Origin of the sequence: Phytomonospora endophytica (genome assembly GCF_014202425.1) — a bacterium.
Classification (GTDB): Bacteria; Actinomycetota; Actinomycetes; order Mycobacteriales; family Micromonosporaceae; genus Phytomonospora; species Phytomonospora endophytica.
Genome location: NZ_JACHGT010000012.1, coordinates 1 through 23,372, shown reverse-complemented (window position 1 = coordinate 23,372; position 23,372 = coordinate 1). Strand labels below are relative to the sequence as shown.

Below are 23,372 nucleotides of genomic sequence, written 5' to 3'. Positions count from 1 at the left end.
CGTGATCGACGCTTATCTGATCCCGGCCGTGAACGGGCTGGCCTACGGGCTGCTGCTGTTCACCGTCGCGGCCGGGCTCACCTTGATCTTCGGGGTCGCCGACGTCCTCAACCTCGCCCACGGAACGGTTTACGTGGCCGGGGGATACGTCGCGGTCTCGGTGTCGGACGGCACCTGGGCCGGACTGGGCCTCGGCGTGCTCGCCGGGGCCGCGGCCGGGCTGGTGTCGGGCGCGGTCCTGTGGGCGGCGCTGACACCCCTGTCCGGTCGCGGGCACCTCACGCAGGCGCTGCTGACCTTCGGCATCGCCCTCGCCGGGGGAGCGCTGCTGGAGAAGGCCTTCGGTGCCGACGAGCTGCGGCCGGTGCTGCCCGCCGCCCTCGACGGGTCGGTGGACCTCGCCGGGCACCGGTTCCCGACGTACCGGCTGCTGTTCATCGCGGTCGCCGCCGTCCTGGCGGTGGCCGGGTGGCTCGTCATCACGCGAACGCGGGTCGGCGCGCGTGTGCGGGCCGTCGTCGACGACCGCGACATGGTCGCCGCGCTGGGCGTCGACCCGCGCGTGGTGCTCGCCGCGGTCCTGGCGGTCGGCGGTGCCCTCGCGGGCGTCGCCGGCGCCCTGGGCGCGCCCATCCTCGGGCCGGGACCGAGCACGGCGCCGCAGACGCTGCTGCTGTCGCTGATCGTGGTCGTCGTGGGCGGGCTCGGCTCGATCGGCGGGGCCTTCCTCGCCGCGATCGCGGTCGGGCAGGTGCAGAGCCTGGGCGTCGTGCTGCTGCCGTCGGTGTCGCCGTACCTGCTGTTCGCGGCGATGGCGGTGGCGCTGCTCGTGCGCGGGTGGCGGGGGAGAGGGGTGACGGCGTGATCCCCACCCGCCTCCGCACGCCCCTGGGCATCGCCGCGGCGGTGGTCGCCGTCGCCGCCCTGCTCCTGCTTCCCACCGTCGCCGACAACTACACCCTCATCACCGTCTCGCGCGTCGCCGGGCTCGGGCTCCTCGCCGCCTCGACCGCGCTCATGACCGGTGTCGCCGGCCTGCCGACCCTCGGCCAGATCGCGCCCTACGCCGTCGGCGCCTACACCGCCGCGCACCTGGCGCACCTCGCACTGCCCGGCCTCGTTCAGCTCCTCGGCGCCGCCGCGGCCGCCGCGGTCTTCTCCCTCGCCACCGGCGCCGCCGTCGTCCAGACCCGTGGCGTCATCTGCCTCATGGTCACCCTCGCCATCGGCGAACTCACCGCCATCACCGCAGGTCAATGGACTTCCCTGACCGGCGGCACCGACGGCATGCCGCGCGTCCCCGCCACACCCGCCCTCCCCGGTGGCGAGAACCTCGTCAAGGTCCCCGACGTCTACACCTACACCGTCGTCGCCGCCCTCGCCGTCCTCGCGGTGACCATGCTCGTCCTGCGTTCGCCCGCCGGGACGCTCATCCGCGGCTGCCGCGACAACGAGGCGCGCATGCGCGCCTCCGGCCACCGCGTCTCCCTGACCCTCCTGTGGACATTCACCGGCGCGGGCGCCATCGCGGGCGCGGGCGGCGCGCTGCTCGTCTCCTCCCAGCGGACGGTCTCGCCCAGCAACGTCGGCTTCGAGGTCGCCGCGCTCGTCCTGCTCGCCGTCGTGATCGGCGGCGCCGCCTCCATCCCCGGAGCGCTCGCGGGCGTCGCGGCGGTCGTGGCGGTCCGCGACACGATCGCGCCGAAACTCCCCGGCGAGGCGCCGCTCCTGCTCGGGGTCCTGTTCATCGCGGCGGTGTACCTCCTGCCCGGCGGCCTGTCCGGCGTCGCGGCCCGCCTCGGCCTGCACAATGGGGAAGCCGGTGCTTGAACTGCGCGGGACCGGCCGCGCCTACGGCGCGCTGAAGGCCGTCGACGACGTCGACCTCACCGTCCACGCCGGAGCCCGGCACGCCCTGATCGGCCCGAACGGCGCGGGCAAGTCCACCCTCCTGCACCTCGCGGCGGGAAACCTGCGCCCCACCGCGGGCCGCGTCCTGCTCGCCGGACGCGATGTCACCCGGCACGGACCCGCCCGGCGGGCACGCCTCGGCGTCGGCCGCACCTTCCAGACGCCCGCGCTCATCGGCTCGGCCGACTGCCTCACCAACGTCGCCCTCGCCGCCTGGCCCGCCCAGACCTTCCGTGCACGCTGGCTGCGCCGGGATCACGCGCCCCACCTCGCCCGCCTCGACGCCCTCGGCCTCGCCGACGACGCCGCCACCCCGGCGGCCGCGCTCTCCCACGGCCGAAGACGCCTCCTCGAACTCGCCGTCGCCCTCGCCGCGTCCCCGCGACTGCTCCTCCTCGACGAACCCGCCGCCGGGCTCACCGACGACGACGTCGGCCTCCTCCTGACCGCGCTCGGCACGATCGGCGCCGAGGTCGCCGTCCTGCTCGTCGAACACCACCAGGAACTCGTGCGCGCCTTCGCCGGCACCGTCACCGTCCTCCACCAGGGCGCCGTCGTCACGACCGGCACGCCCGCCGAGGTCGCCGCCGACCCGCGCGTCCGTGAGATCTACCAGGGGGCCCTCGGTGCGGCTTGAGACCACGGGCCTGCGCGCCGGCTACCACGGCGGCACGGTCCTCCACGGCGTCGACATCACCGTCGCGTCCGGCGAGGTCCACGCCCTCGTCGGCCACAACGGCGCGGGGAAGACCACCCTCGTCCACGCCCTCGCCGGGCTCGTCCCCGCCACCGGGGGGCGCGTCCTCCTCGACGGCGACGACGTCACCCGCCACCCCACCCACCGCCGCGCCCGGCGCGGGCTCGCGCTGGTCCCACAAGGGCGGCGGGTGTTCGCGTCGCTGACCGTCGCCGAGCACCTCACACTCGTCAAGGCGAGCGGCCCGTGGACGCCCGCGCGCGTCCTCGACCTCTTCCCGCAGCTCGCCCAGCGCCGTGGCCACCGGGGCGCGCACCTGTCGGGTGGCGAGCAGCAGATGCTCGCCTTCGCCCGCGCGCTGCTCGCCCAGCCGGCCGTCCTCCTGCTCGACGAACCCACCGAAGGGCTCGTTCCGGCCCTCGCGAAGCAGATCGCCGAGACCGTCGCCTCCGTGCGGGACGAGGGCACGGCGGTGCTGGTCACGGCCCCTTCGCTGGACTCCGCCACGTCCACCGCCGACCGGGTCACCGTCCTGACCGGCGGGAAGACGGGCGTATCGGCCGACGGCGACACCGTCCGGGCCGATCCCGGCGTCATCGTCGCCGCCCTCGCCCTGCACGGCGAGGCCACCCCCACCGAGTGAAAGGCGGGCCATGAGCCGCACCGACAGCTACACCTTCTCGAACTCCTCGCAGCAGTCCGAGCACCAGCTCGATTCGATCCAGCGTTTCCTGGACCCGTTGACCACGGCCCGCCTCGCCGCCCTCGACCTGCCGGACTCCCCGCGCTGCCTCGAACTCGGGCCCGGCGCCGGATCGATCGCCTACTGGCTGGCCGACCGGGGCGGCAGCGTCACCGCCGTCGACCTCGACCCGGGACTGCTGCGCGAACATCCCGGCGTCACGGTCGTGCGGGCCGACGTCCGCGACGGGCTGCCCGCCGAAGCGGCCGGGCCCTTCGATCTCATCCACGCGCGCCTCCTCCTCGTGCACCTGCCGACCCGCCGCGAGATCGTCGCCCGGCTCGTCGAGCACCTCGCCCCCGGCGGGTACCTCGTCATCGGTGAGTTCGCCGAACAACCACTGCGGGTCTACACCGCGCCGGACGCGACCGACGGTGAACTCTTCGTGAAGGTCCTCGACGGGCTCCTGGCGCTCCTCGCCGCCCACGGCGGCGACATGGGATGGGCGCACGAGGCGCACGGCGTCTTCACCGGGCTCGGCCTGACCGGCGTGCACTCCACCGAACACGCCGAGAGCTGGACCGGAGGGTCGACGGGCGCACGGCTGTACAAGGTCAACATCGAGCAGAAGTGGGACGCGCTGCTCGGGGCCGGCTTCACCGTCGCCGAACTGGAGCGTTTCGTGACGCTGACGGGGGACCCGGCGTTCAGCGCGCCGTCGTACCGTTTCACCATGATCGCGGGCCGCAAAGCCTGATCTCAGGCTCTTCTCAGGGCCCGGGACGTTTGCTTCACGCGGCACACCGAGACGAATGGGACCCTGATGCTGCAGATGCTCGGCTTCGGCCTGTTCATGACGCTGGTCGTCGTGGGCGTCCACTACTACCTGTGGTGGCGGCTGATCAAGTCGACGACGAGGCCGGGCGCCTGGCGCCGGCGGTTCACGTGGGCGCTGATCGCGATGGCCGTGGTGACCGCGGGCGCGCTCGCGGGCGGACGGCTGTTCCCGGCCGAGGTCGAGCGGGTCATCGCGTGGCCGGGATACGTCTGGTTCGCGGTGATGGTCTACCTGCTGCTGTTCCTGGTGCTGCTGGAGATCCCGCGGGCCATCGCGAACCGCTTCGTGCGCCGTGGCGTGCCGCCGGAGGCGACGGCGAAGGCGGCGGACGTCGCGACGGAGGAGCCGCCGCCCGCCTCGCCCGCGCCTTCGGGAAACCCCGTCGCGGCCGACGAGCCCCGCGTCATCAACCGCCGGTTGTTCATCGCGCGGACCTCGGCACTCGTCGCGGGCGTCGGCGCGGCCACCACCGTCGGCTTCGGCATGAAGTCGGCCCTCGGGCCGCCGAGGATCGAACAGGTCCCCGTCACCCTCGCCAGGCTCGACCCGAGGATGAACGGGCTCCGCGTCGCCGTCGTCAGCGACATCCACCTCGGGCCGCTGACCGGTGTCGGGCACACCGAACGGATCGTGCGGATGATCAACGAACTCGACGCCGACGTCGTCACCATCGTCGGTGACCTCGTCGACGGATCCGTCGCCGAACTCGGCGACTACGCCCGGCCCCTCGGCGAACTGGAGAAGCCGAGTTTCTTCGTGACGGGAAACCACGAGTACTTCACCGCCGAAGGCCCCCAGGAATGGATCGACGAACTGCGTGAACTCGGCGTGCGGACCCTCGCCAACGAGCGCGTCGAGTTCGCCCACAACGGAGCCGTCCTCGACCTCGCCGGAGTCAACGACATCGGCGGGGAGAACACCGGCCACGGCCCCGACTTCGCCCGCACCTTCGACGGCCGCGACCCGAACCGGGCCGTCGTCCTCCTCGCCCACCAACCGATCCAGGTCACCGAAGCCGCCGCGCACGGGGTGGACCTACAGCTCTCGGGACACACACACGGCGGACAGATGGCGCCGTTCAACCTCGTCGTGGGGCTGCAACAGCCGGTCGTCGCGGGCTTGGACACCGTGGACGGGACGCAGGTGTACGTGACCAGAGGGGCGGGGTACTGGGGACCGCCGGTGCGGGTCGGAGCGCCGCCGGAGATCACGCTGCTGACCTTGACCGGAGGGAAGGGGACGGGGTGAGGTAGGGGCTGGTTCGCCCCCGCCCGGCTTGTTCGGGCGGCCGGGCGTATGGGAAGTCCCCCCGGCCGCCAGCGTCGAACAGATCGCGAAGCGCGCCGGCGTCACCCGCGCCACCGTCTACCGGCGCTTTCCCGACAAGACGCGGCTCCTCATCGCCGCCGTCGAGTCCGCGTACGGCACGCCGCAGCCGGTGCCCGAGATTCCCGACCTCGACTTCCTCATCGGCGCGTGGGCGGCGATGATCGCCGAGCCGCGCCATCGTCGCCTCATGCGGCGGCTCCTCGGCGTCGCCGAGGACGAGCCGGAACCCGCCCGCGTCTACCACGAGTCGCTCGGGCGGGGCCGCGACGACGCGCGTCTCGCCGTTTTCGAGCAGGCCCGCGAGCGTGGAGAACTGCCCGCCGACTGTGACGTCCGCGTCCTCCTCGACATCCTCACCGGCGCGGCGTGGCAGCACCTCGCCGCCCACCCCGACACCGACACCCCCGCCGACGTCAAGCACTACCTGCGCGCCGTCCTCCACCAGGCCTGACACCGGCCACGATTCAAGGACTAACCGCCATGACCACCCCGGCCCGTGAACGCACCCGCGCGTCCTCGGCCCCTTCATCGCCGTCGTCACCGGCGTCCTCGTCTTCCACGTCGGTGACGTCGAACCGATCGTCGCCGAACTCCTCGCGTCCCCGCTCATGGTCTGGGCCGCCGGCGCCATGCTCCTCGGCGGCGGGCTCGTCATCATCGGCCTGCACCGCAGCCGGCGCGGCCCTCTCGCGGTCGCCGTCTCGCTGTTCGGCTGGTCGTGCCATGCGCGGGGTACTGATGCTCGCCGTGCCCTCGTCGATCGAGTCCGGCGCCGACGCGACACTCACCTCACCCGGGCTGCTGCTCGCCGCCCGCGTGTTCTTCGGCGCGCTCGCCGTCGTCGGGCTCTACCTGAGCTACGCCGGATGGTTCGCCCGGGAGACCAGAACCTAGGCCAGTTCCGCCCGCATCCTCGCCGGGTCGCGCTCCAGCGCGACCCGCACGCACGCGGCGATGAGCCGCACGAGTCCCGTCTCACCGCGAGGCGCCAGCGCCTTCAGCTCGGTGGGCGTAGGCGGCAACCCGAGCACCTCGGCCCCTTCGGCCGCCCGCTCGTCGACGTACGGCGCGACCTCCGGCCACGCGCCCTGGACCTCCCGCAGGTAGATCGCCGCGCCCGTCGGCCCGATGCCCGGCACCTCCAGCAGCAGCCGCTCGATCCCCTCGGCGTCGCCGCCCTCGCGACGCAGTTCGCGCAGGTCGTCATGCCAGCGGTCGCGCAGAAGCTCGGCGCCCGCGCCCAGCAGCTCGGCGGTCGACGCGTCATACCGGCGGTAACCGGCGCGGCCGAGGGCCGCCACGCGTTGTCGCCAGGTCGAGGCGCGTGTCCTCGACGGCGTGCGCAGTCCGGCGTCGGACAGCTCGCGCGCCGCCGCCACGGCGACGTCGGCGGAGATCGGTTTCGACAGGAGCACCGTCAGCACCAGCAACCTGTACAGCGGAGAAGGTTTGTCGGTCAGGGTTATCCCCGCCTGCTCCGCGTAGGTGCGGCCGAAGCGGTCCATCAGTTCGGATACGACAGCCATGCATGGTGCATGCCCAGGTCAGTCCCCGGGCATGCCTCCCGTGGCTAATCCTTGACCGAAATCGCACCGGCCGGGCAGCTGTCGGCCGCCTCCCACACGCTGTCCCAGGTCTCGCTCGGCGGCCTCGCCGACAGCAGCACGACCGTTCCCGCCGCCTCATCCTGGTCGAACACCGCCGGGGCGGTCAGCGCGCACATGCCCGACGCGCAGCACCGGCGCGGGTCGACCTCGACCTCCATGGCGCTCACCACTCCACCGGGAGCTCGTGCACGCCGTAGATGACCATGTCCGTCCGCGTCGGGACCTCCGCCGGCGGCACCGCCAGCCGCAGCCCCGGGAAACGCCTGAACAGCGAGGAGTAACCCAGCCGCATCTCGACCCGCGCGAGCTGCTGCCCCAGGCACTGGTGCACCCCGTGCCCGAAGGACAGGTGGCCCTGCGCCGAGCGCGACACGTCCAGGGAATCGGCGTCGGCGAACCGCTCCGGGTCGCGGTTGGCGCCCTGCACCGACAGGACGAGGCACTCGCCCTCGCTGATCCGCACACCGTCGAGGTCGACGTCCTCCAGGGCCGCGCGGGTCGCGCCGTACTGGATGATCGACAGCCACCGCAGCAGCTCCTCGACGGCACCGTCGACCAGCCCCGGGTCGGCCTTGAACTTCGCCAGCTCCTCGGGGTGCGTCAGCAGCGCGAAAGTGCCCAGCCCGAGCATGTTCGCCGTCGTCTCGTGCCCGGCGACCAGCAGCAGGAAGCCCATGTTGACGAGTTCCTCGTCGCTGAGTTCGCCCGTGGCGCACAGCCCCCCGAGGATGTCGTCGGTCGGCTCGGCCTTCTTGGCGGTGACGAGCTCGCCGAGGAACTCCCGCATCGCGGCCACCGCGGCCCACACGTCGGCGCCGCCGCTGTCGAGGCGCATCAGCAGCTTCGAGTTCTGCTGGAACCTGCCCCGTTCGGCGTAGGGAACGCCGAGGAGCTCGCAGATCACCAGCGACGGGATGGGCAGCGCGAAATGCTCCACCAGGTCGGCGCCCGGCCCGGCGGCCTCCAGCGCGTCGAGGCAGCCGTCGATGAACTCCTGCACGCGCGGTTCGAGGGCCTTCATCCGGCGGACGGTGAACTGGCCGGTGAGCAGACGGCGGTAGTGCGAGTGGTCCTCGCCGTCCATGCGGATGAACATGCCCGGCGCGGCCGGCGGCTGCGGTTCGCGGGCCATGGGGTGTTCGAGCGGGAAGTGCCGAAGCTCCTGGCGGGAGCTGAAGCGCTGGTCGGCGAGGATCCGCCGGATCAGCGCGTAGCTCGTGACGAGCCACCCGACGTGCCCGTCGGGGAACGCGAGCCGCGAGATCGGCTCGGTCTCACGCAGCTCGCCGATCCGCGACGGCGGGTCGAAGGGGTTCGTCCGCTCGACGGGCAGTCGTGGTGCCGAAGGTGCCTGTGTCATCACTTGCTCCTTTGGGTAGGAGTTGTGCTCGCCTTCCCACTAAACCTCACCCGAAGCAAAATTACAATGGCTGTAAAAAATCTCCGAGTGTAAAGTACGGGCATGGTGGGAGAAGTGACGCTCAGAGAACGCAAGAAGATCCGCACCCGAAGAGCCCTCGTCGACGCCGCGACCAGGCTCTTCGCCGAGAAGGGCTACGCCGAGACGACGGTCGCCGAGATCGCCGCCGAGGCCGAGGTGTCGACGAAGACCTTCTTCAACTACTTCCCGAGCAAAGAGGAGGTTCTCTTCGCCGACACGGCCCAGCGCATGAGCCTCGCCCTGCGGATCATCGCCGAACCCGAACCCGGCGAGACCGCGCCCGCCCTGCTCCTGCGCATGACCGACCACATCATCGGCCTCATCCGCGACGACGCCCTCGACATCGGCGTCCCCACGGCCCGCCTGCGCATCAAACTCGTCAACAGCGAACCCGCCCTCCAAGGCCGCGCACAGCAGCTCATCATCAACGGGCAGCTCCACCTCGCCCGCGCGCTCGCCGACGTGTACCCCGAGATCGACGAGATCACGGCGGCCGGGATGGTCGGGGCGTTCCTCGGCGCCGCTCAGGCGACCGTCATCGCCAGCCTCAACCGCGGCGACGACATCGAGGTCGCCATCGACGCGGGACGGGTGGCGATCGCGATGGTGCTGCGTGGACTGGACGGGGTGCTCTGAGGCACGCGATCGGCTCTTCCCGACCGACCCGCCACCCGCGCCGGCGCCCTCAGGCATGATCGGGTCAGCATCGTGCAGAGAGAGGACCCCCATGCCGTCCATCCAGGAAATCCGCGTCGCCGAGCCCGACGCCGGCCCTTACGCGATCACCGTCGGCCCGGACGGCGCGCTGTGGTTCACGCTCATCCACGCCGGGACGATCGGCCGGCTCGACCCGGTCACCGCCGAACTGTCCGGCCGGACCCTGGAGGATCCCGCGGCGGGCCCGGCGATCATCACGCCCGGCCCCGACGGGGCCCTGTGGTTCACCGAGTCGAAGGCCCACCGCGTCGGACGGCTCGACCCGGTCGCCGGCGTCATCGAGTCCTACGGCCCTCCCGGTGACACCCAGGACGGCCCTTTCGGCATCACGTCGGGCCCCGACGGCGCCGTCTGGTACACCGAGATGGCCGCCGACCGCGTCGTCCGCCACGACCCGCACACCAACGAGGTCACGCGCTACCCGGTCCCGGTGCCGGGCGCGATGCCGTCGATGATCACCGGCAGCCCCGACGGCGCCGTCTGGTTCACCGCCAACCAGGCCAACGCCGTCGGCCGCGTCGACGTCAAGACCGCCGAGATCAAGTTCATGGAGCTGCCGACGCCCGAGTCCGGACCCGTCGGCATCGCCGCCGGGCACGACGCGATCTGGTTCGTCGAGATCGGCGCCGGCCAGATCGGCCGGATCGGCTTCGACGGCGGCCTGCGCGAGTACCCGCTGCCCGACCGGACCTCCCGCCCGCACGCGATCGCGCCGGGCCCGGAGGGCATGTGGTTCACCGAGTGGGGCGCCAACCGCGTCGGCCACATCTCCCTCGACGGCGAGATCGACGTCTACGCACTGCCGACGCCCGACTCCGAGCCGCACGGCCTGGTCTGCACCCCCGACGGCATCGTCTGGGTCGCCCTGGAGACCGGCGTCCTGGCCCGCATCACCCCCTGAGCAGGCGGCGGCCGAGCCCGTCGGAACGCCGGGTGGTCTCCGGCTGCCGGTGCTTCGGTGCCAGCGCGAGGACCGCCCGGCACGCCGCGCCCAGTTCGGTGCGGTGCCCGGTCGAGACGTAGACCGGTTTCACGCCGGTCTGCGTGCGCAGGGTGGCGCCGACGACCTCGCCGTCACGCAGGATCGGCGCCTGGTCGCCGCGTTCCGGGCCCGGTTCGGTGGTCGGCCATGGCGCGTTCTTGGCCACGCCGATCGTGGGGAGCCCGAGCAGGACCCCGAGGTGACAGGCGAGCCCGAAGCCGCGCGGGTGGGCGAGGCCGTGGCCGTCGCAGACGAGCAGGCCGGGGACGCGCTTCAGCCCGGCGAGCGCGTCAAGCAGTGTCGGCAGTTCGCGGAAGGCGAGCAGTCCGGGCACGTAGGGGAAGCGGGCGACGCCTTCGCGGGTCGATTCCTCGACGGTCTCCATCGTCGCGGTGTCGATGGTGACGGCGGCGGCGATGAGCCTCTCCTCGCCGTAGGAGACGTCGACGCCGGTGACGAGGCGGTACTCCGCGTCGCCGGGCCCGTCCTCCAGGAGCCCGCGCAGGCGTTTCTGCTCGGCGAGCGCGCCGGCCTCGTCGGCGGGCCAGGGCGGGATCGGGGGAATGTCCACGCGCCACGGTAACCGGCGAATAAGTACCGGCGCGGCGTGGTTGGTGCACAGTGGAACCGACCCGATCTCAAGGAGCGCGCATGCAAGCGATTGTCGTCAGCGAGCCCGGTGGAGCCGACGCCCTGGTCTACCGTGACCGTCCCGATCCGGCCCCGGGGGCGGGTGAGGTCCTGGTCGGCGTCGACGCCGCCGGGGTGAACTTCATCGACGTCTATCACCGCGAGGGCCGCTATCCGCTGCCGACGCCGTTCACGCCGGGCGCGGAGGGCGCGGGGTCCGTGCTCGCCGTCGGTGACGGCGTGAGTGATGTGGCGGTGGGCGATGTCGTGGCCTGGCATCAGGGGCCGGGCAGTTATGCCGAGAAGGTCGTCGTCGGCGCCGACAAGGTCGTGAAGGTGCCGGAGGGGCTGGATCCGAAGGTCGCGGCCGCGGTGATGCTCCAGGGCGTCACGGCCCACTACCTGTCGGCCTCGACGTATCCCGTCAACGAGGGTGATGTCGCGGTCGTGCACGCCGCGGCCGGTGGCGTGGGGTTGCTGCTGACGCAGATGGTGAAGCTGCGCGGCGGGCGGGTCATCGCGACGGTGTCCACGGAGGACAAGGCGAAGCTGGCGCGGGAGGCGGGCGCCGACGAGGTCGTCGGTTACGAGGGCTTCGCCGCGAAGGTCCGCGAGTTCACCGGTGGAAAGGGCGCGCACGTCGTCTACGACGGCGTCGGTAAATCGACCTTCGACGAGGGCCTGACCGCCCTGCGCACGCGCGGGATGATGGTCCTCTACGGCGGGGCCAGTGGGGCCGTCGGACCGTTCGACCCGCTGAAGCTGTCGCAGCTCGGTTCGCTGTTCCTGACCCGCCCGACCGCCGGGCACTACGTCCTCGACCGCGCCGAGCTGGAATGGCGCGTCGGCGATCTGCTCCGCTGGATCGACGAGGGGAGGCTGTCGGTCCGGATCGGCGGCACCTACCCGCTTTCCGAGGCGGGGCGGGCGCACCGGGATCTGGAGGCCCGCCGCACCACCGGCAAACTCCTGCTCATTCCCTAGAAACAGGACAATTCAGGGTGAATCGGCTGAATAATTCTCGGCATGACCGAGCTGAACTTCGCCGACCGCACCGACTTCGACGACGCCGACCGGGGCTTCATCGGCACGCGTGCCGAGCCGCGCATCACCGCCCCGGACGGCCGCGTCGTCTGGGACCTCGACGCCTACGCGTTCCTCGACGGTGACTGCCCCGACACCGTCCATCCGAGCCTGTGGCGGCAAGGCCAACTCTGCGCCAGACACGGCCTCTACGGCGTCACCGACGGGATCTACCAGGTCCGGGGCTTCGACATCTCCAACATCACCTTCGTCGAGGGCGACACCGGCGTCATCGTCATCGACCCGCTGATCTCGGTGGAATGCGCGGCCGCCGCGCTCGCGCTCTACCGGGAGCACCGGGGCGACAAGCCGGTCACCGGCGTGATCTACACGCACTCCCACGGCGACCACTTCGGTGGCGTCGCCGGGGTCACCGACGGCGAGGACATCCCGATCATCGCGCCCGAGGGCTTCCTCGAACACGCCGTCTCCGAGAACGTCTACGCCGGCACCGCGATGACCCGCCGCGCCGACTTCCAGTACGGCATGGGCCTCGACCCTGGCCCCGAAGGGCACGTTGGGCTGGGGCTGGGCATCGCCACCTCCGCCGGGACCTTCTCGCTCTATCCGCCGACGGTCGACGTCACGCGGACCGGGCAGGAGGAGACCGTCGACGGCGTCCGCATCGTCTTCCAGCTCACTCCCGGAACCGAGGCGCCCGCGGAGATGAACTTCCTCTTCCCCGACCACCGCGCGCTCTGCACCGCCGAGAACACCTCGCACAACCTGCACAACGTCTTGACCCTGCGCGGCGCCCTCGTGCGCGACGCCCGTGTCTGGTCGCACTACATCAACGAGGCCGTCGAACTGTTCGACGGCGAGTACGACCTGATCTTCGCCTCCCACCACTGGCCGACCTGGGGCGCCGACCGCTGCCGGACCTTCCTCGCCGAGCAGCGCGACGCCTACGCCTACCTCCACGACCAGACCCTGCGGCTGCTGAACAAGGGCCGCACGGGCGCCGAGATCGCCGAGGAACTCGACTTCCCGCCCGGCCTGGCCCGCTCCTGGCACCTGCGCGGCTACTACGGCTCGGTCTCGCACAACCTCAAGGCCATCTACCAGCGCTACCTCGGCTGGTTCGACGGTATCCCCGCGCACCTGTGGGAGCACCCGCCGGTCGCCGCCGCCGAACGCTACGTCGCCTGTCTCGGCGGCGTCGAGGCCACCATCGGTCACGCCAAGCGCTACACCGACCAGGACGACCTGCGCTTCGCCGCGCAACTGCTACAGCAGGCCGTCTTCGCCGCGCCTGACGACACCGGTGCCAAAGAGGCCCTCGCCGACGTCTACCAGCGGCTCGGCTTCGGCGCCGAGAACGGCACCTGGCGCAACTACTTCCTGTCCGGCGCCCGGGAACTGCGCGAGGGACGCGCCCAGCCCAACCTCGACCTCGGCGCCGGCATGGCCGCCGCCCTCACCGTCGAGCAGCTCTTCGACACCGTCGCCATTCGCGTCGACGGACCGCGCGCGGCCGGTGAGGACTTCGCGATCGACTGGCACCTCACCGATCTCGGGGAGAACGTGCGCACCGCCTTGAGCAACGGGGCGCTCATCCAGACCAAGAACCCGAAAGGCGACGCCGAACTCACCGTCACCGTCACCAAGCGGGGCCTGCTCGGTCTGCTCGCCGGACAGAAACCCGACGGCGTCGAGTACGCGGGGGACACCTCGCTCCTGCCGAAACTCATCGGCCTGCTCGACAAGCCCGACCCGAGTTTCGCGATCGTCACACCCTAGCCGCGGGACCGTTCATAGGCGGTGGGCTCGAACGCGAGCCCACCATTCGCCTTGAACCAGCGGAAAGTCGAGGCCGCACCCACCGGCAACGGCACGTACGGGAGCACCCCGGCGGCGTCGATGCGCGTGGTGTCGAGCACCAGATCCATGTCCCGGAAAGGGAAGTACTCCCGCGCGTCGATCCGCTCATCATCCACAGGGGACATCGGCGCCTCGGTGCCGGCCGCCTTCGCCAGGATCCGCACCCAGCCGGCCAGACCGTAAGGCGTCGACTCGGCCACGTTGTAGACGCCCGGATCCAGCCGCTCCTCGACGGCCGCCGCCACCACCTCGGCGAGCGCGTCGACGTGACAGAACTGGATGAGCCTGTCGCCGTCGCCGGGCACGAACACCGTCTCGCCGCACAGCAGCCGCGCCCACACGAAGGACTCGCGCGGCAGATCGTTGAAGGGACCGTACACATAGGGCGGTCGCAGAACCGTCAGGCGCTCGCCGTAGGCCTCGGTCAGGAGCCGTTCGCAGGCGGCCTTGTCGTGGCCGTACTCGCCCCACGCGGGGTCGCCGTGGGCGGGATCGCCTTCCCGGAACGGCAAGCCGGCCGCCGTCTGGTCGTAGACGGCGGCCGAGCTGAGATAGATGTAGCGGCCGGGGAAGTCGAGCGTCCCGGCGAGATGTTCGGGGCGCGTCCCCGAGATGTCGACGACGACGTCGTGGTCGCCCGACAGGGCCGCCGCGGTCGCGGCGGCGTCGGTCCGGTCGGCGGTGACCCGGCGCAGATCGCGATCCCACAGGGGATCCGAGCCGCGGTTGAGCAGTGTCACGGCGTGCCCGTCGAGGAGCCGGGAAGCGACGCGGCGGCCGATGAATTTGGTACCACCTAGCAGGAGGACGCGCATCGCGCGAGCCTACCGGGGTAATAAGAACCCGGAGAGCGGCATGCTCAGGCCGACTCGTCGAACCGTTCCCGCCATCTCCGGCGCAAGGGGACGATGTACCAGACGATCACGTTGAAGGCGACGATCGAAGCGGTGATCGAAGCAGCCCATGGGTCTCCCATCACGATGTCCACGGCGAGGAACAGCGCCCCCGCCAGTGCGGCCATCACGAACACCATTCCCCAGGTCGCCATGACCGAGGCCAGGCGCACGACATGGGGTTTGGCGCCCATGCGGAACAGCAGCCGATGGTGACTGACCGGGGCCATGATCAGGCCCGTGGCCAAGGCGGCCGCGATGAGCGTGCCGACGTAGACGTAGCGCTGCAGCGTCGTGGTCTCGGCGAACCGCGCGGAGAAGGCGACGGTCAGCAGGAACGCGAACAGGATCTGGTTGCCGGTCTGCACGACCCTCAGTTCTTGCAGGAGGTCGCCGAAGTTCCGTTCCCATCGTTCGCGTTCGCTTTCGGCCATGGCGTCCGAATACCCGGCCGGGTAAGGCGGCAAACGTCATCCCGGGTCACCTTCCTTCTCGTATCCGGCGGTGGGTTCCTTTGTGGCGCAACCAGATCAGGTCCCCGAGGGCGAAGACGGCCAGCACGAAAAGCGCCACCGCCGCCCAGGTGTACCCCGCCCGCAGGACGAGGAAGCCGAGAATCCCGCTCACGATCAGTCCATAGGTCGCCAAATGCACGCGCAACCTCAACGGCGCGGGCTTCGGATGCCACCCTTCGCTTCCCGGTACCGGCCGGCTCATATCGCCTGCACGCTCCAGTGCAGCCCGGCCCGGTCGAGCAGCTCGACTCGCCAGGTCTCGAAGTCCTGGCCGAGTTCGCGCAGCCGGTCGGGCGAGACCGCCCGGAGCAGCACGGGCAGGATCGCCCGTTCCTCCACGGCTATGTGGCGGCGGACGTGCTCGGTGAAGTCCCAGGCGGCCTTCGGCTGCTCCGCGGCGAGTTCCGCGCTGTCGAGAACCGGGTGTACGCAGGTCTTCTCGGCGGCGTCGTGTACCCGGAAGCGGATCTCCAGTTCGGCGGCCAGCCGCGCACGGGTCGAGCCGTGCGCGTCGCTCAGCCGCTCGGCGAGTTCTTCGAGCAGCCGATGGTCGTCCAGTATCGCTGTGACGGCGTCCATCGGAGTCACCTCTCTACACATATCGTGTCATGCTGTCCGGTTACCCGCTGGCGGACCAGCGCAAACGCCGGTTTGCCGATCGCCTCGCGCGGGTATGGGGCCGGGTGGGAGTGGAATCGAGCTACGTCGAGAGAGGTGAGCACCGATGCCGAGGGGCCAGTGGAGCGACAAACGGGAACGCCAGTACCGCCACGTGAAGGAGAGCGAACTCGACGCGGGCCGCTCCGAGGACCGGGCCGAGGAGATCGCCGCGCGGACGGTGAACAAGGAACGGGCCCGCCACGGCGAGTCGAAGACCGCGAGCAGGTTGTCGAAGACCGACATCTCCTCCGGGAAGCGCGGAGGACACCGCTCGCACTCGGGGCCGGGCGGGCGCACCCGTGATCAGCTTTACGAAGAGGCCAGGAAGAAGAACATCGAGGGCCGCTCGAAGATGAACAAGGCGCAGCTCGCGCGCGCCGTGGGCGGCGCGAACTGAGCGGCCGGGAGACTTCCCCTCCCCACCGGGCGGGACGGTCCACGCCCGGCGGGGATCGTCCCGTCTCTTCGCGTCCGGAGCACACGCGACGGCCGTGACCCCGAGGGGCCACGGCCGTCGTTCCACCGTCCAACCGCTTCTTCTACAGGGGCGGCTCGTGCCACTGGTCCTGCCAGGTCTGCGGCTCATGGCGGCCGCCGTCCTCCATGTAGTGCTTGAACTGCTGAAGGTCGCGCCGGACCCGGATGTTGATCACGCCGAGCTTGTCCGCCGCGGTCTCGGCGAAGCCCTCCGGCGCGAGGTCCATCCGCGCGGTGACGCGGGTCGTGTTGTCGTCGAGGGCCTCGAACTCCAGCGCCCCGGCGTGACGCGGTCCGTCGAGGGACCGCCACGCCAGCCGCCGGCCCGGGATCCGTTCCAGGACCTGGGCGTCGAACTCCCGGGTGACACCGGCGATGCTGACCGTCCAGTGGGTGACGTCCTCGCCTCGCCGTTCGACGTTGATCACGCCGTCGGAGAAACGCGGCAGGGTCTCATAGGCCGCCCATTGCTCATAGGCGGCTCGGGCAGGGGCATCGATCGTGACGCTCTCGGTGATGGTGCTCATCGGTCCTCCGTCAGACGTTCGGAGTGGACTCGCTGATCTCGGCCAGGGCCGAGTGGGGATCGTGTTCGACGGCGAGGTCGCCGAGCGAGACCACTCCGACCGGTGTTCCGTCCGCGTCGCAGACGGGCAGCCTGCGGACGCTGAGTTCCCGCATGATCCGCACGGCCATCTCGGCCGGATCCTGCGGACTGACGCACGCCGGTTGCGGAGTGGCGAGGTCGCCGACCCTCGCGAGGTCCATGTCAACGCCCGTCGCCAGGCCCCGGACGACGATGTCCCGGTCGGTCACGATGCCCCGCAGTTCATCACCGGACATCACCAGGACGTCACCGATGTCGTGGTCGCGCATCCGCTTCGCGGCGATCGTCACCGGAGTGTCGGCCGTGACGCAGACCGGATCGCGTGTCATGACGTTCCGTACGAGCTGTGCCATGGGGGCCTCCTAGGTTCGTCTCTACCGGAGTCGACTACCCGTTCGCCGCCGATGCATGCTTGCCGCCACCCGACAGCCACTCGCGCATCCGCCCGAGATTGCGGGTGATCAACCGCGACACGTGCATCTGCGACAGGTGCACCCGCGTGGCGATCTGCGCCTGCGTCATCCCGTTGAAGAAACGCATCACCATGATGCTGCGCTCGCGAGCCGGAAGCTTCTCCAGCAGCGGCTGCACCGCGAGGCGCGCCTCGGCGGCGTCGAGCGCGGGGTCCTCGTGCCCGATGAGGTCGAGGAGTTCCCGGCCGCCCTCATGCTCGGTCGGGGTGTGCAGCGACATCGCCGCGTACGCGTGCGCGCATTCCATCCCGGCCCGCACGAGCTCGGCTTCCATGCCGAGGTGATCGGCGAGGTCGTCGACGCTCGGGGTACGGCCGAGCTGCTGGCTGAGCGGGTCGATCGCGGCGTTGACGGTCACCATCGCCTCCTGGAGCCGACGCGGGACGCGCATGCTCCAGCCCTTGTCCCGGAAATGGCGCTTGAGTTCACCGAGAATCGTCGGAACGGCGTAGCCGATGAACCCGCTGCCGCGGGCCGGGTCGAAACCCTCCACCGACTTCAGCAGTCCCACCCGGGCGACCTGGACGAGGTCGTCGAGCGGTTCGCCGCGGTGGGCGAAACGCCTGGCCAGCCGGTCGGCCAGGGGGAGGGTGCGACGAACGATGTCGTTGCGGAGCGGCTGCCGCTCGGGGGCACCGGCCGGAAGGGCCGCGAGACGGTCGAGCAGGTTTCGCACCTCGTCGTCGACGAGCTCGCTGCGGCGGGCGGTGTTCTTGGGGGTGCGTTCAATGATCGTGGACATGGTCCACCTCCATCGAGGATCCGTTGCCGCACGGGGCGTGGCCCGGCGCGCGTGCATACGGTGGTGTGGGGCGGCGGCGCCCGGTTTTGGAGCGCCTACGCGGGCGGCCTCCGTCACGAAGGCGCGTCATCCGCGCTGCGGCGGGATCACCCGCCTTCGAAGAGGGGCGCACTCGACGAGGCCGGGTCTAGACCTCGGACGCGAAGTCCGCTCTTCTGTCAACGACCATAGCAAGTTCTTCCGGCGATGGGAAGAGCGGTATGACGGAAGAAGGGCCGAGAAGACATGAAAACGGCCGGTACGCGAGGTACCGGCCGTCATGGATGTGTGAGTACGCCTATGTCAGGTGAAGATGCTTACCCCGCCGGGCCCGACGAGCAGGCCGATGACGATGAGGACGATGCCCCAGAGGAGTTCGCGCCTGAAGAGGGCGACGATCCCCGAGACGACCAGGATCACGGCGAGAATCCAGAGAATAAATTCCATGAACACCGGTTACCCGCCCCCGTCGAGAGCGAAACCACGCGGCCCAAAAGTCCATGATCGACCGAAGCTGGACAAGCGCCGGTTTTTCCGCTCCACTGAACCCGTGACCGAGCCCGTGGACGCCCCTGACAACGCCCTCGACAAGCTTTCGAGCACCGTGTCCAGGCTGCGAAAAGAACGCGACGGACTGCGCCGTGCCATGCGCAACCGCGCGGTGATCGAACAGGCCAAGGGGATCCTCGCCGAGCGCCTCTCGGTGAGCCCCGAAGACGCCTTCACCCAGCTCATCGAACTGTCCACGCACTCCAACGTGAAACTCGCCGAACTCGCCGCCGCGCTCGTCGCCGGCCGCAGCCCCGAACTCGACCCCGCCGCCATCGAGGACATCGCCGGCGCGGAGATCCTCACCCGCTTCCCGCAGTCGGCCACCGACGTGGGCGGCTACGCCACCGACCTCGCCGAGAACCTCGCGGAGCCCACCGCGCGGCGGCGGCTGCTCGCCGGGCGTGTCGAGGCCGCCCTCAACTTCGACGAGATCGCCGACGCCGTCGCCGCCTCCACCCTCGGCTGGCCCGCGCCCGCCACCGTCGTCCTGATGCTCCTCGACGCCGACGGCGCCCTCCGCCTGGCCGGGGCCAGCGGACTGCCCTCCGAACTGCGCAGCCGCTGGTCGCGGGTACCACCGATCGAGGGCCTGCCCATGGTCGAGGCCGTGCGCCTGCGCCGGCCGGTCCTGATCACCGACTCCGAGACCCTCCACCACGAGTTCCCGGCGACCGTCGCGCCCCGCTCCGTGCAGGGCCTCGCCGCGCTCCCCCTGATCGGCGAGGACAGCGTCCTCGGCGTCCTCGAAGTCTTCTGGGAACGGGCGCACGTGCTCGACGACGAAGGCCGCGCCAACCTCCTCGCGCTCGCCGAGCCCACCGCGCGTCGCTGCCAGGAACTGTCCTCCCTCCAGACCTTCGGGGGCATGGAGGAGACCACGATCGGCAGTTCGGTCCTCCCGCTGATGCTCGACGTCTTCGTCAACCCGGCCGTGCTGCTCGCCCCCATCTACGGCGGGGACGACCAGATCGTGGACTTCCGCGTCGAGGCCGCCGGGATCGCCGCCCGCGCCCTCGGCGACATCGAAGGCCTGTCCGACGCGCAGGGCAGCCTGCTGACCTTCCTCCCGCACCTGGGCAGCCGCCGGCTCGTGCCCTGGCTCGCCGAGGTCGCCGAGTCCGGTGAACCGCAGGGGCTCGACGGTCTCTACGCCGACGCCGCCTTCGAGGGCACCCGCCACTCCTACCTCTTCGATCTGCGCGCGATCCGCCTGTGGGACCGGGTCCTGGTGACCTGCCGGGTGCGCGGCGACGCCGAACTCATGCACGAGCAGCTCGTGCTCTCCGAGATCGCCGGCGACGCCGGTTCCTTCCGCTGGGACTCGCTGACCGGGCACACCGTGTGGTCCCCGGGGCTGTTCCGTCTCCTCGGCCGCGTTGAGAAGGACGGCCCGCTGCCCGCCGGGCAGGTCGGCGAGCTCATCGACCCCGACGACCTCGCCCGCCTCCTCGTCGAGATCGACGACACCCTCGTCAAAGGCCGCACGCTCACCGCGGAGGTCCGCGGGGTCGGCCGGATCGCGGGACGGCGGTTCGCGCTGACGGTGACGCCACGACTGGAGGAAGAGGCGCTCGCGGGTGTCGCGGGAACGGTCCGCGACATGGCGGGCGTGGCCGGTGGTGAGGAGCGGGGCAGGCCGGGCCGGGCCGGGGCCGGTTCGGGGCGACGCCGTCTCGATTCGCGCATCAACGAACTCGCCGCCCGCGACGGGCGGCTCGAAGCCGGTGGTTTCAGCGTCGGCGGTCTCCTGGCCGGGCCCGAGGCGCCGGTCCTCGACTGCTGGTTCGACCTGCTGGAACTCCCCGACGGCCGGGTCTTCCTCGCCGTCGGTGAGACGCACGGTCCCGACTCGGCCCTGACCGGGCAGCGGCTGCGCCACGCGGCCGTCGCCTACGGGTTGGCCGGGCTCACGCCGGGTGCGCTGCTGACGGCGCTGAACGCCCTGTCGGCGCGGTTGGAGCCGGGCCGGACGGCGGCGGTCACGGTCGCCATCGTCGACGGAAAGAACGGGACGGTCGCCTGGGCCGCTGCGGGCCAGGGCGCCCTGATCCGCTGCCCTCGCGGCGGCACCGGACAGGTGGTGCCCGGTGCGCTGGGGTTGCCGGTCGGGTCGGCCGAAGGGCTCGACTACACCGGCAACGAGGCGGCGGTGTCGGTCGGCGACCGGCTCGTGCTCTACACCGAGAGCCTGCTCACCAGTGGCGGAGTGAGTCCCGCCGAGGCCCTCGGCGCGCTCCTGTCATGTGAACACCCCGAGCCGGAGGGGATTCTGGCCGACCTGCGCGAACGCGCCGTGACCGGCGCCGAGGTCGCTCTTTCCCTGGTGGCGGGAACGATCACGGGCTTATCCCGACGTCGCGCCCGCACGCGTTGACCCGTCTTCGCCTGACGGGACGGGCGTGCGGGCGGCATGATGGGACGCATGCCTCTGCCGATTGAGCAGTACGCGCTGCTCGGTGACCTGAGTACGGCCGCGCTCGTCGGGCTCGACGGCTCGATCGACTGGTTGTGCCTGCCCCGCTTCGATTCCGGCGCGGTCTTCGCGGCGATCCTCGGTGACTCCGAGAACGGCCGCTGGAAGATCGCGCCGACCGACGAACGCGCCACCGCGACCCGCCGCTACGTCGGGTCCTCGCTGGTGCTGGAGACGGAGTTCAGGACACCGACCGGTCGCGTGCGCGTCACCGACTTCATGCCCCCGCGCGACCGCCGCGCCGACCTGTTCCGCCGCGTCGAAGGCATCGACGGCACCGTCGAGATGGGACAGGAGTTCGTGCTGCGCTTCGACTACGGCCGTATCCGGCCGTGGGTGCGGAGGGTCCACGACCACGAAGGCCGCGAGGCGATCAGCGCCGTCGCCGGCCCCGACGCGCTCTGCCTGCGCGGCGACGTCCTGCCCGACGCCTCCGACCACCGCCACAGCGGCACCTTCACCGTCCACAAGGGAACAGTCCTGGACTTCTCCATGACCTGGTATCCCTCGCACGAAAGGCTTCCGCGCTGCCACGACACCGACGAGCGCCTCAAGGCGACCCTCGGCTACTGGCACGCGTGGTCGGAGCGCTGCAGCTACAACGGGCCCTACCGCGACATCGTCCTGCGGTCACTGCTGACACTGAAGGCCCTCACCTACGCCGAAACCGGTGGCATGGTCGCCGCACCCACGACGTCGCTCCCCGAACAGGTCGGCGGACCCCGCAACTGGGACTACCGCTTCTGCTGGCTGCGCGACGCCGCCCTGTCACTGCGATCCCTGCTGGACACCGGATTCCGCGACGAGGCCCGCGCCTGGCGCGCCTGGCTGCTCAGGACCGTCGCCGGCGACCCCGAAGACCTCCAGATCATGTACGGCGTCGGAGGGGAAAGACGCCTCTCCGAATGGACCGCCGACTGGCTCCCCGGCTACTTCGGCTCCGCCCCCGTCAGAATCGGCAACGCCGCCCACGGACAAGTCCAGTTCGACGTCTACGGCGAGGTCATGGACGCGCTCGCCGTCGCCCGCGACAGCGGACTCGCCGAAGACGACTTCTCCTGGCCCCTCCAGGCGACGCTCGTCGACAGCCTCGCCGAACGCTGGCACCAACCCGACAGCGGCATCTGGGAGATGCGCGGCGAACCCAGGCCGTTCACCCACTCCCGCGTCATGAGCTGGGTCGCCTTCGACCGCGCCGTCAAAGCCGTGGAGAAGCACAAACTCCCCGGCAACGTCGAACGCTGGAAGAAGACACGAGACGAGATCCGCAACGAAGTACTCGCGAAAGGCTTCGACGAAGAGCTCAACTCGTTCACCCAGTACTACGGATCCGGCACCGTCGACGCCGCCCTCCTGGAAATCGGCTCCATGGGCTTCCTGCCCGAAGACGACCCCAGAGTCCTGGGGACGGTCGAAGCCGTCAACCGGGAACTGCGGCAAGGCCCACTCGTGTGGCGATACCTCACGCACGCGATGACGCCGGAGGGGACGGTCGACGGACTGCCACCGGGCGAAGGGGCGTTCCTCGCGTGCAGCTTCTGGCTCGTGAAGTCGCTCGCCGACAGCGGACGCAAGCACGAGGCGAAGGAGCTGTTCGAAGAACTGCTGGGGCTGACCAACGACCTGGGGTTGCTGGCCGAGGAGTACGACCCGCACATCGGGCGGCAGGTGGGGAACTTCCCGCAGGCGTTCAGTCACCTGACGTTGGTGCACGCGGCTTTGGCGTTGGGGGAGGGGTAGGGGGCGCTCTTGGGGGTGCGGGGTGCGGGGTTCGGGCTTGGCTCGTGTCTCGTGCTTGCCGGTGCTTCTCGCGCTTGGTTTCGGGTTCGTGTTCGCTGCCTGCGCTCGCCTTGCCTTCGCGTCCTTCTTTCGCGCTCGCATCCATTACCTGGGCTCCCGCTCACCGCTGACTTTCCGCGCTCGCCTTCGTGCTTGCACGCATCTCTCGTGTTTGGGTTCGTCCCTGCGTCTACCTCTCGTGTTTGTCGTCGTGTTCGCATCTAGTGCTTGCGTTCGCTGTCGTACGTGGCCTTCGTCTTCCGCTTGGGGCTCGCTGTCTGCTGGGGGAGGGGTGCTTGTGGCAGGGCCGTGACTTTTGGGGGGTGGGTTGGTTGTTGTCGCGCGTAGCGCGACTGGTCCCCTCGATCCACTTGCGTGTGTCTCCGTCGCTTCGGCCAGGGATTGGTGCAACACGAAGGTTCTG

28 protein-coding genes are annotated in these 23,372 nt (G+C 70.8%); 15 read left to right on the top strand and 13 right to left on the bottom strand.

The window, feature by feature from the left end:
- The first annotated feature begins 1 nt into the window (after position 1).
- The 7 genes from HNR73_RS39165 (at position 2) to HNR73_RS25295 (ending at position 5,908) form a co-directional block, all read left to right on the top strand.
- The gene (locus tag HNR73_RS39165; RefSeq protein ID WP_203686801.1) at positions 2–865 is read left to right on the top strand and encodes a branched-chain amino acid ABC transporter permease; all 864 of its coding nucleotides are present in this window, start codon (positions 2–4) and stop codon (positions 863–865) included.
- Positions 862–1,830, top strand: a complete 969-nt coding sequence (locus HNR73_RS39160; RefSeq protein ID WP_203686802.1) for a branched-chain amino acid ABC transporter permease — start codon at positions 862–864, stop codon at positions 1,828–1,830. Before HNR73_RS39165 ends, HNR73_RS39160 begins: the two co-directional genes overlap by 4 nt.
- Complete coding sequence (locus tag HNR73_RS25315) at positions 1,823–2,548, top strand: ABC transporter ATP-binding protein (protein WP_203686803.1); 726 nt, start codon at positions 1,823–1,825, stop codon at positions 2,546–2,548. The genes HNR73_RS39160 and HNR73_RS25315 overlap by 8 nt, the downstream gene beginning before the upstream one ends.
- Positions 2,538–3,251 carry an ABC transporter ATP-binding protein gene (locus HNR73_RS25310; RefSeq protein ID WP_184790124.1) on the top strand — a complete coding sequence of 238 codons (714 nt, stop codon included), beginning with the start codon at positions 2,538–2,540 and terminating at the stop codon, positions 3,249–3,251. Before HNR73_RS25315 ends, HNR73_RS25310 begins: the two co-directional genes overlap by 11 nt.
- 10 nt (positions 3,252–3,261) lie before the next feature.
- Positions 3,262–4,047, top strand: coding sequence for a class I SAM-dependent methyltransferase (locus HNR73_RS25305; RefSeq protein WP_184790123.1), 786 nt, complete (start codon positions 3,262–3,264; stop codon positions 4,045–4,047).
- Positions 4,048–4,113: 66 nt separating this feature from the next.
- Positions 4,114–5,376 (top strand): metallophosphoesterase, encoded by a 1,263-nt coding sequence (locus HNR73_RS25300; protein ID WP_184790122.1) that lies wholly within the window; start codon positions 4,114–4,116, stop codon positions 5,374–5,376.
- A gap of 28 nt (positions 5,377–5,404) precedes the next feature.
- A complete protein-coding gene (locus HNR73_RS25295; protein ID WP_184790121.1) occupies positions 5,405–5,908 on the top strand; it encodes a TetR/AcrR family transcriptional regulator in 504 nt (167 codons plus the stop codon).
- Between the two features lie 13 nt (positions 5,909–5,921).
- Here the strand turns inward: HNR73_RS25295 and HNR73_RS25290 are convergent, their stop codons facing one another.
- Positions 5,922–6,182 (bottom strand): hypothetical protein, encoded by a 261-nt coding sequence (locus HNR73_RS25290; RefSeq protein ID WP_184790120.1) that lies wholly within the window; start codon positions 6,180–6,182, stop codon positions 5,922–5,924.
- On the opposite strand from HNR73_RS25290, the gene HNR73_RS25285 reads away from it, so the two are divergent.
- The gene (locus HNR73_RS25285; RefSeq protein ID WP_184790119.1) at positions 6,181–6,351 is read left to right on the top strand and encodes a hypothetical protein; all 171 of its coding nucleotides are present in this window, start codon (positions 6,181–6,183) and stop codon (positions 6,349–6,351) included. The genes HNR73_RS25290 and HNR73_RS25285 overlap by 2 nt on opposite strands.
- On the opposite strand, the gene HNR73_RS25280 is transcribed toward HNR73_RS25285, so the two are convergent.
- Genes HNR73_RS25280 through HNR73_RS25270 form a run of 3 tightly spaced genes read right to left on the bottom strand, consistent with a single transcriptional unit; the run spans position 6,348 to position 8,424 of the window.
- Complete coding sequence (locus HNR73_RS25280) at positions 6,348–6,983, bottom strand: endonuclease (RefSeq protein WP_184790118.1); 636 nt, start codon at positions 6,981–6,983, stop codon at positions 6,348–6,350. The two genes, HNR73_RS25285 and HNR73_RS25280, sit on opposite strands and share 4 nt — an antisense overlap.
- Before the next feature lie 44 nt (positions 6,984–7,027).
- The gene (locus HNR73_RS25275) at positions 7,028–7,222 is read right to left on the bottom strand and encodes a ferredoxin (protein WP_184790384.1); all 195 of its coding nucleotides are present in this window, start codon (positions 7,220–7,222) and stop codon (positions 7,028–7,030) included.
- Between the two features lie 5 nt (positions 7,223–7,227).
- Entirely contained in the window at positions 7,228–8,424 is a 1,197-nt protein-coding gene (locus HNR73_RS25270; RefSeq protein ID WP_184790117.1) for a cytochrome P450, read from the bottom strand.
- Between the two features lie 102 nt (positions 8,425–8,526).
- Between HNR73_RS25270 and HNR73_RS25265 the strand changes: the two genes are divergently transcribed.
- Positions 8,527–9,141, top strand: a complete 615-nt coding sequence (locus tag HNR73_RS25265) for a TetR/AcrR family transcriptional regulator (protein WP_184790116.1) — start codon at positions 8,527–8,529, stop codon at positions 9,139–9,141.
- Positions 9,142–9,232: 91 nt separating this feature from the next.
- Complete coding sequence (locus HNR73_RS25260; RefSeq protein WP_203686807.1) at positions 9,233–10,123, top strand: Vgb family protein; 891 nt, start codon at positions 9,233–9,235, stop codon at positions 10,121–10,123.
- Here HNR73_RS25260 and HNR73_RS25255 read toward each other — a convergent pair.
- On the bottom strand, positions 10,113–10,775 hold the full coding sequence (locus HNR73_RS25255) for an endonuclease V (protein WP_184790114.1): 663 nt from the start codon (positions 10,773–10,775) through the stop codon (positions 10,113–10,115). The two genes, HNR73_RS25260 and HNR73_RS25255, sit on opposite strands and share 11 nt — an antisense overlap.
- A gap of 80 nt (positions 10,776–10,855) precedes the next feature.
- Here HNR73_RS25255 and HNR73_RS25250 point away from each other — a divergent pair, with 80 nt between their 5' ends.
- Positions 10,856–11,818 carry a quinone oxidoreductase family protein gene (locus tag HNR73_RS25250; protein WP_184790113.1) on the top strand — a complete coding sequence of 321 codons (963 nt, stop codon included), beginning with the start codon at positions 10,856–10,858 and terminating at the stop codon, positions 11,816–11,818.
- 42 nt (positions 11,819–11,860) lie between these two features.
- Positions 11,861–13,657, top strand: coding sequence for an alkyl/aryl-sulfatase (locus HNR73_RS25245; RefSeq protein WP_184790112.1), 1,797 nt, complete (start codon positions 11,861–11,863; stop codon positions 13,655–13,657).
- On the opposite strand, the gene HNR73_RS25240 is transcribed toward HNR73_RS25245, so the two are convergent.
- From HNR73_RS25240 to HNR73_RS25225, 4 genes are all read right to left on the bottom strand, one after another.
- Positions 13,654–14,553, bottom strand: coding sequence for an NAD-dependent epimerase/dehydratase family protein (locus tag HNR73_RS25240; protein ID WP_184790111.1), 900 nt, complete (start codon positions 14,551–14,553; stop codon positions 13,654–13,656). The genes HNR73_RS25245 and HNR73_RS25240 overlap by 4 nt on opposite strands.
- Positions 14,554–14,597: 44 nt before the next feature.
- Entirely contained in the window at positions 14,598–15,065 is a 468-nt protein-coding gene (locus HNR73_RS25235) for a DUF6328 family protein (RefSeq protein ID WP_184790110.1), read from the bottom strand.
- A gap of 46 nt (positions 15,066–15,111) precedes the next feature.
- Positions 15,112–15,258, bottom strand: coding sequence for a hypothetical protein (locus tag HNR73_RS25230; protein ID WP_184790109.1), 147 nt, complete (start codon positions 15,256–15,258; stop codon positions 15,112–15,114).
- An 86-nt stretch (positions 15,259–15,344) separates the two neighbouring features.
- The gene (locus HNR73_RS25225; RefSeq protein WP_184790108.1) at positions 15,345–15,725 is read right to left on the bottom strand and encodes a hypothetical protein; all 381 of its coding nucleotides are present in this window, start codon (positions 15,723–15,725) and stop codon (positions 15,345–15,347) included.
- Between the two features lie 145 nt (positions 15,726–15,870).
- Between HNR73_RS25225 and HNR73_RS25220 the strand changes: the two genes are divergently transcribed.
- Positions 15,871–16,203 (top strand): plasmid stabilization protein, encoded by a 333-nt coding sequence (locus HNR73_RS25220; RefSeq protein WP_184790107.1) that lies wholly within the window; start codon positions 15,871–15,873, stop codon positions 16,201–16,203.
- Between the two features lie 142 nt (positions 16,204–16,345).
- Here the strand turns inward: HNR73_RS25220 and HNR73_RS25215 are convergent, their stop codons facing one another.
- The 4 genes from HNR73_RS25215 to HNR73_RS25200 form a co-directional block, all read right to left on the bottom strand.
- The gene (locus HNR73_RS25215; protein WP_184790106.1) at positions 16,346–16,810 is read right to left on the bottom strand and encodes an SRPBCC family protein; all 465 of its coding nucleotides are present in this window, start codon (positions 16,808–16,810) and stop codon (positions 16,346–16,348) included.
- 10 nt (positions 16,811–16,820) lie between these two features.
- A complete protein-coding gene (locus HNR73_RS25210) occupies positions 16,821–17,243 on the bottom strand; it encodes a CBS domain-containing protein (protein WP_184790105.1) in 423 nt (140 codons plus the stop codon).
- Between the two features lie 34 nt (positions 17,244–17,277).
- Positions 17,278–18,105 carry a SigB/SigF/SigG family RNA polymerase sigma factor gene (locus HNR73_RS25205; protein ID WP_184790104.1) on the bottom strand — a complete coding sequence of 276 codons (828 nt, stop codon included), beginning with the start codon at positions 18,103–18,105 and terminating at the stop codon, positions 17,278–17,280.
- Positions 18,106–18,447: 342 nt separating this feature from the next.
- On the bottom strand, positions 18,448–18,591 hold the full coding sequence (locus tag HNR73_RS25200; RefSeq protein WP_184790103.1) for a GPGG-motif small membrane protein: 144 nt from the start codon (positions 18,589–18,591) through the stop codon (positions 18,448–18,450).
- 103 nt (positions 18,592–18,694) lie between these two features.
- On the opposite strand from HNR73_RS25200, the gene HNR73_RS25195 reads away from it, so the two are divergent.
- Both HNR73_RS25195 and HNR73_RS25190 read left to right on the top strand, forming a co-directional pair.
- Positions 18,695–21,070: an ANTAR domain-containing protein gene (locus HNR73_RS25195; RefSeq protein ID WP_184790102.1), complete on the top strand. Its 2,376-nt coding sequence runs from the start codon at positions 18,695–18,697 to the stop codon at positions 21,068–21,070.
- A 48-nt stretch (positions 21,071–21,118) separates the two neighbouring features.
- On the top strand, positions 21,119–22,909 hold the full coding sequence (locus HNR73_RS25190; RefSeq protein WP_184790101.1) for a glycoside hydrolase family 15 protein: 1,791 nt from the start codon (positions 21,119–21,121) through the stop codon (positions 22,907–22,909).
- The last annotated feature ends 463 nt before the right edge of the window (positions 22,910–23,372 follow it).

What these genes read in the sequence shown, in the direction of transcription:
- HNR73_RS25305 (WP_184790123.1), top strand. Translation starts at nt 3,262, where the DNA reads ATGAGCCGCACCGACAGCTACACCTTCTCGAACTCCTCGCAGCAGTCC.
- HNR73_RS25300 (WP_184790122.1), top strand. Translation starts at nt 4,114, where the DNA reads ATGCTGCAGATGCTCGGCTTCGGCCTGTTCATGACGCTGGTCGTCGTG.
- HNR73_RS25285 (WP_184790119.1), top strand. Translation starts at nt 6,181, where the DNA reads ATGCGCGGGGTACTGATGCTCGCCGTGCCCTCGTCGATCGAGTCCGGC.
- HNR73_RS25290 (WP_184790120.1), bottom strand. Translation starts at nt 6,182, where the DNA reads ATGGCACGACCAGCCGAACAGCGAGACGGCGACCGCGAGAGGGCCGCG.
- HNR73_RS25280 (WP_184790118.1), bottom strand. Translation starts at nt 6,983, where the DNA reads ATGGCTGTCGTATCCGAACTGATGGACCGCTTCGGCCGCACCTACGCG.
- HNR73_RS25275 (WP_184790384.1), bottom strand. Translation starts at nt 7,222, where the DNA reads ATGGAGGTCGAGGTCGACCCGCGCCGGTGCTGCGCGTCGGGCATGTGC.
- HNR73_RS25270 (WP_184790117.1), bottom strand. Translation starts at nt 8,424, where the DNA reads ATGACACAGGCACCTTCGGCACCACGACTGCCCGTCGAGCGGACGAAC.
- HNR73_RS25265 (WP_184790116.1), top strand. Translation starts at nt 8,527, where the DNA reads ATGGTGGGAGAAGTGACGCTCAGAGAACGCAAGAAGATCCGCACCCGA.
- HNR73_RS25260 (WP_203686807.1), top strand. Translation starts at nt 9,233, where the DNA reads ATGCCGTCCATCCAGGAAATCCGCGTCGCCGAGCCCGACGCCGGCCCT.
- HNR73_RS25250 (WP_184790113.1), top strand. Translation starts at nt 10,856, where the DNA reads ATGCAAGCGATTGTCGTCAGCGAGCCCGGTGGAGCCGACGCCCTGGTC.
- HNR73_RS25245 (WP_184790112.1), top strand. Translation starts at nt 11,861, where the DNA reads ATGACCGAGCTGAACTTCGCCGACCGCACCGACTTCGACGACGCCGAC.
- HNR73_RS25240 (WP_184790111.1), bottom strand. Translation starts at nt 14,553, where the DNA reads ATGCGCGTCCTCCTGCTAGGTGGTACCAAATTCATCGGCCGCCGCGTC.
- HNR73_RS25235 (WP_184790110.1), bottom strand. Translation starts at nt 15,065, where the DNA reads ATGGCCGAAAGCGAACGCGAACGATGGGAACGGAACTTCGGCGACCTC.
- HNR73_RS25225 (WP_184790108.1), bottom strand. Translation starts at nt 15,725, where the DNA reads ATGGACGCCGTCACAGCGATACTGGACGACCATCGGCTGCTCGAAGAA.
- HNR73_RS25220 (WP_184790107.1), top strand. Translation starts at nt 15,871, where the DNA reads ATGCCGAGGGGCCAGTGGAGCGACAAACGGGAACGCCAGTACCGCCAC.
- HNR73_RS25215 (WP_184790106.1), bottom strand. Translation starts at nt 16,810, where the DNA reads ATGAGCACCATCACCGAGAGCGTCACGATCGATGCCCCTGCCCGAGCC.
- HNR73_RS25210 (WP_184790105.1), bottom strand. Translation starts at nt 17,243, where the DNA reads ATGGCACAGCTCGTACGGAACGTCATGACACGCGATCCGGTCTGCGTC.
- HNR73_RS25205 (WP_184790104.1), bottom strand. Translation starts at nt 18,105, where the DNA reads ATGTCCACGATCATTGAACGCACCCCCAAGAACACCGCCCGCCGCAGC.
- HNR73_RS25200 (WP_184790103.1), bottom strand. Translation starts at nt 18,591, where the DNA reads ATGGAATTTATTCTCTGGATTCTCGCCGTGATCCTGGTCGTCTCGGGG.
- HNR73_RS25190 (WP_184790101.1), top strand. Translation starts at nt 21,119, where the DNA reads ATGCCTCTGCCGATTGAGCAGTACGCGCTGCTCGGTGACCTGAGTACG.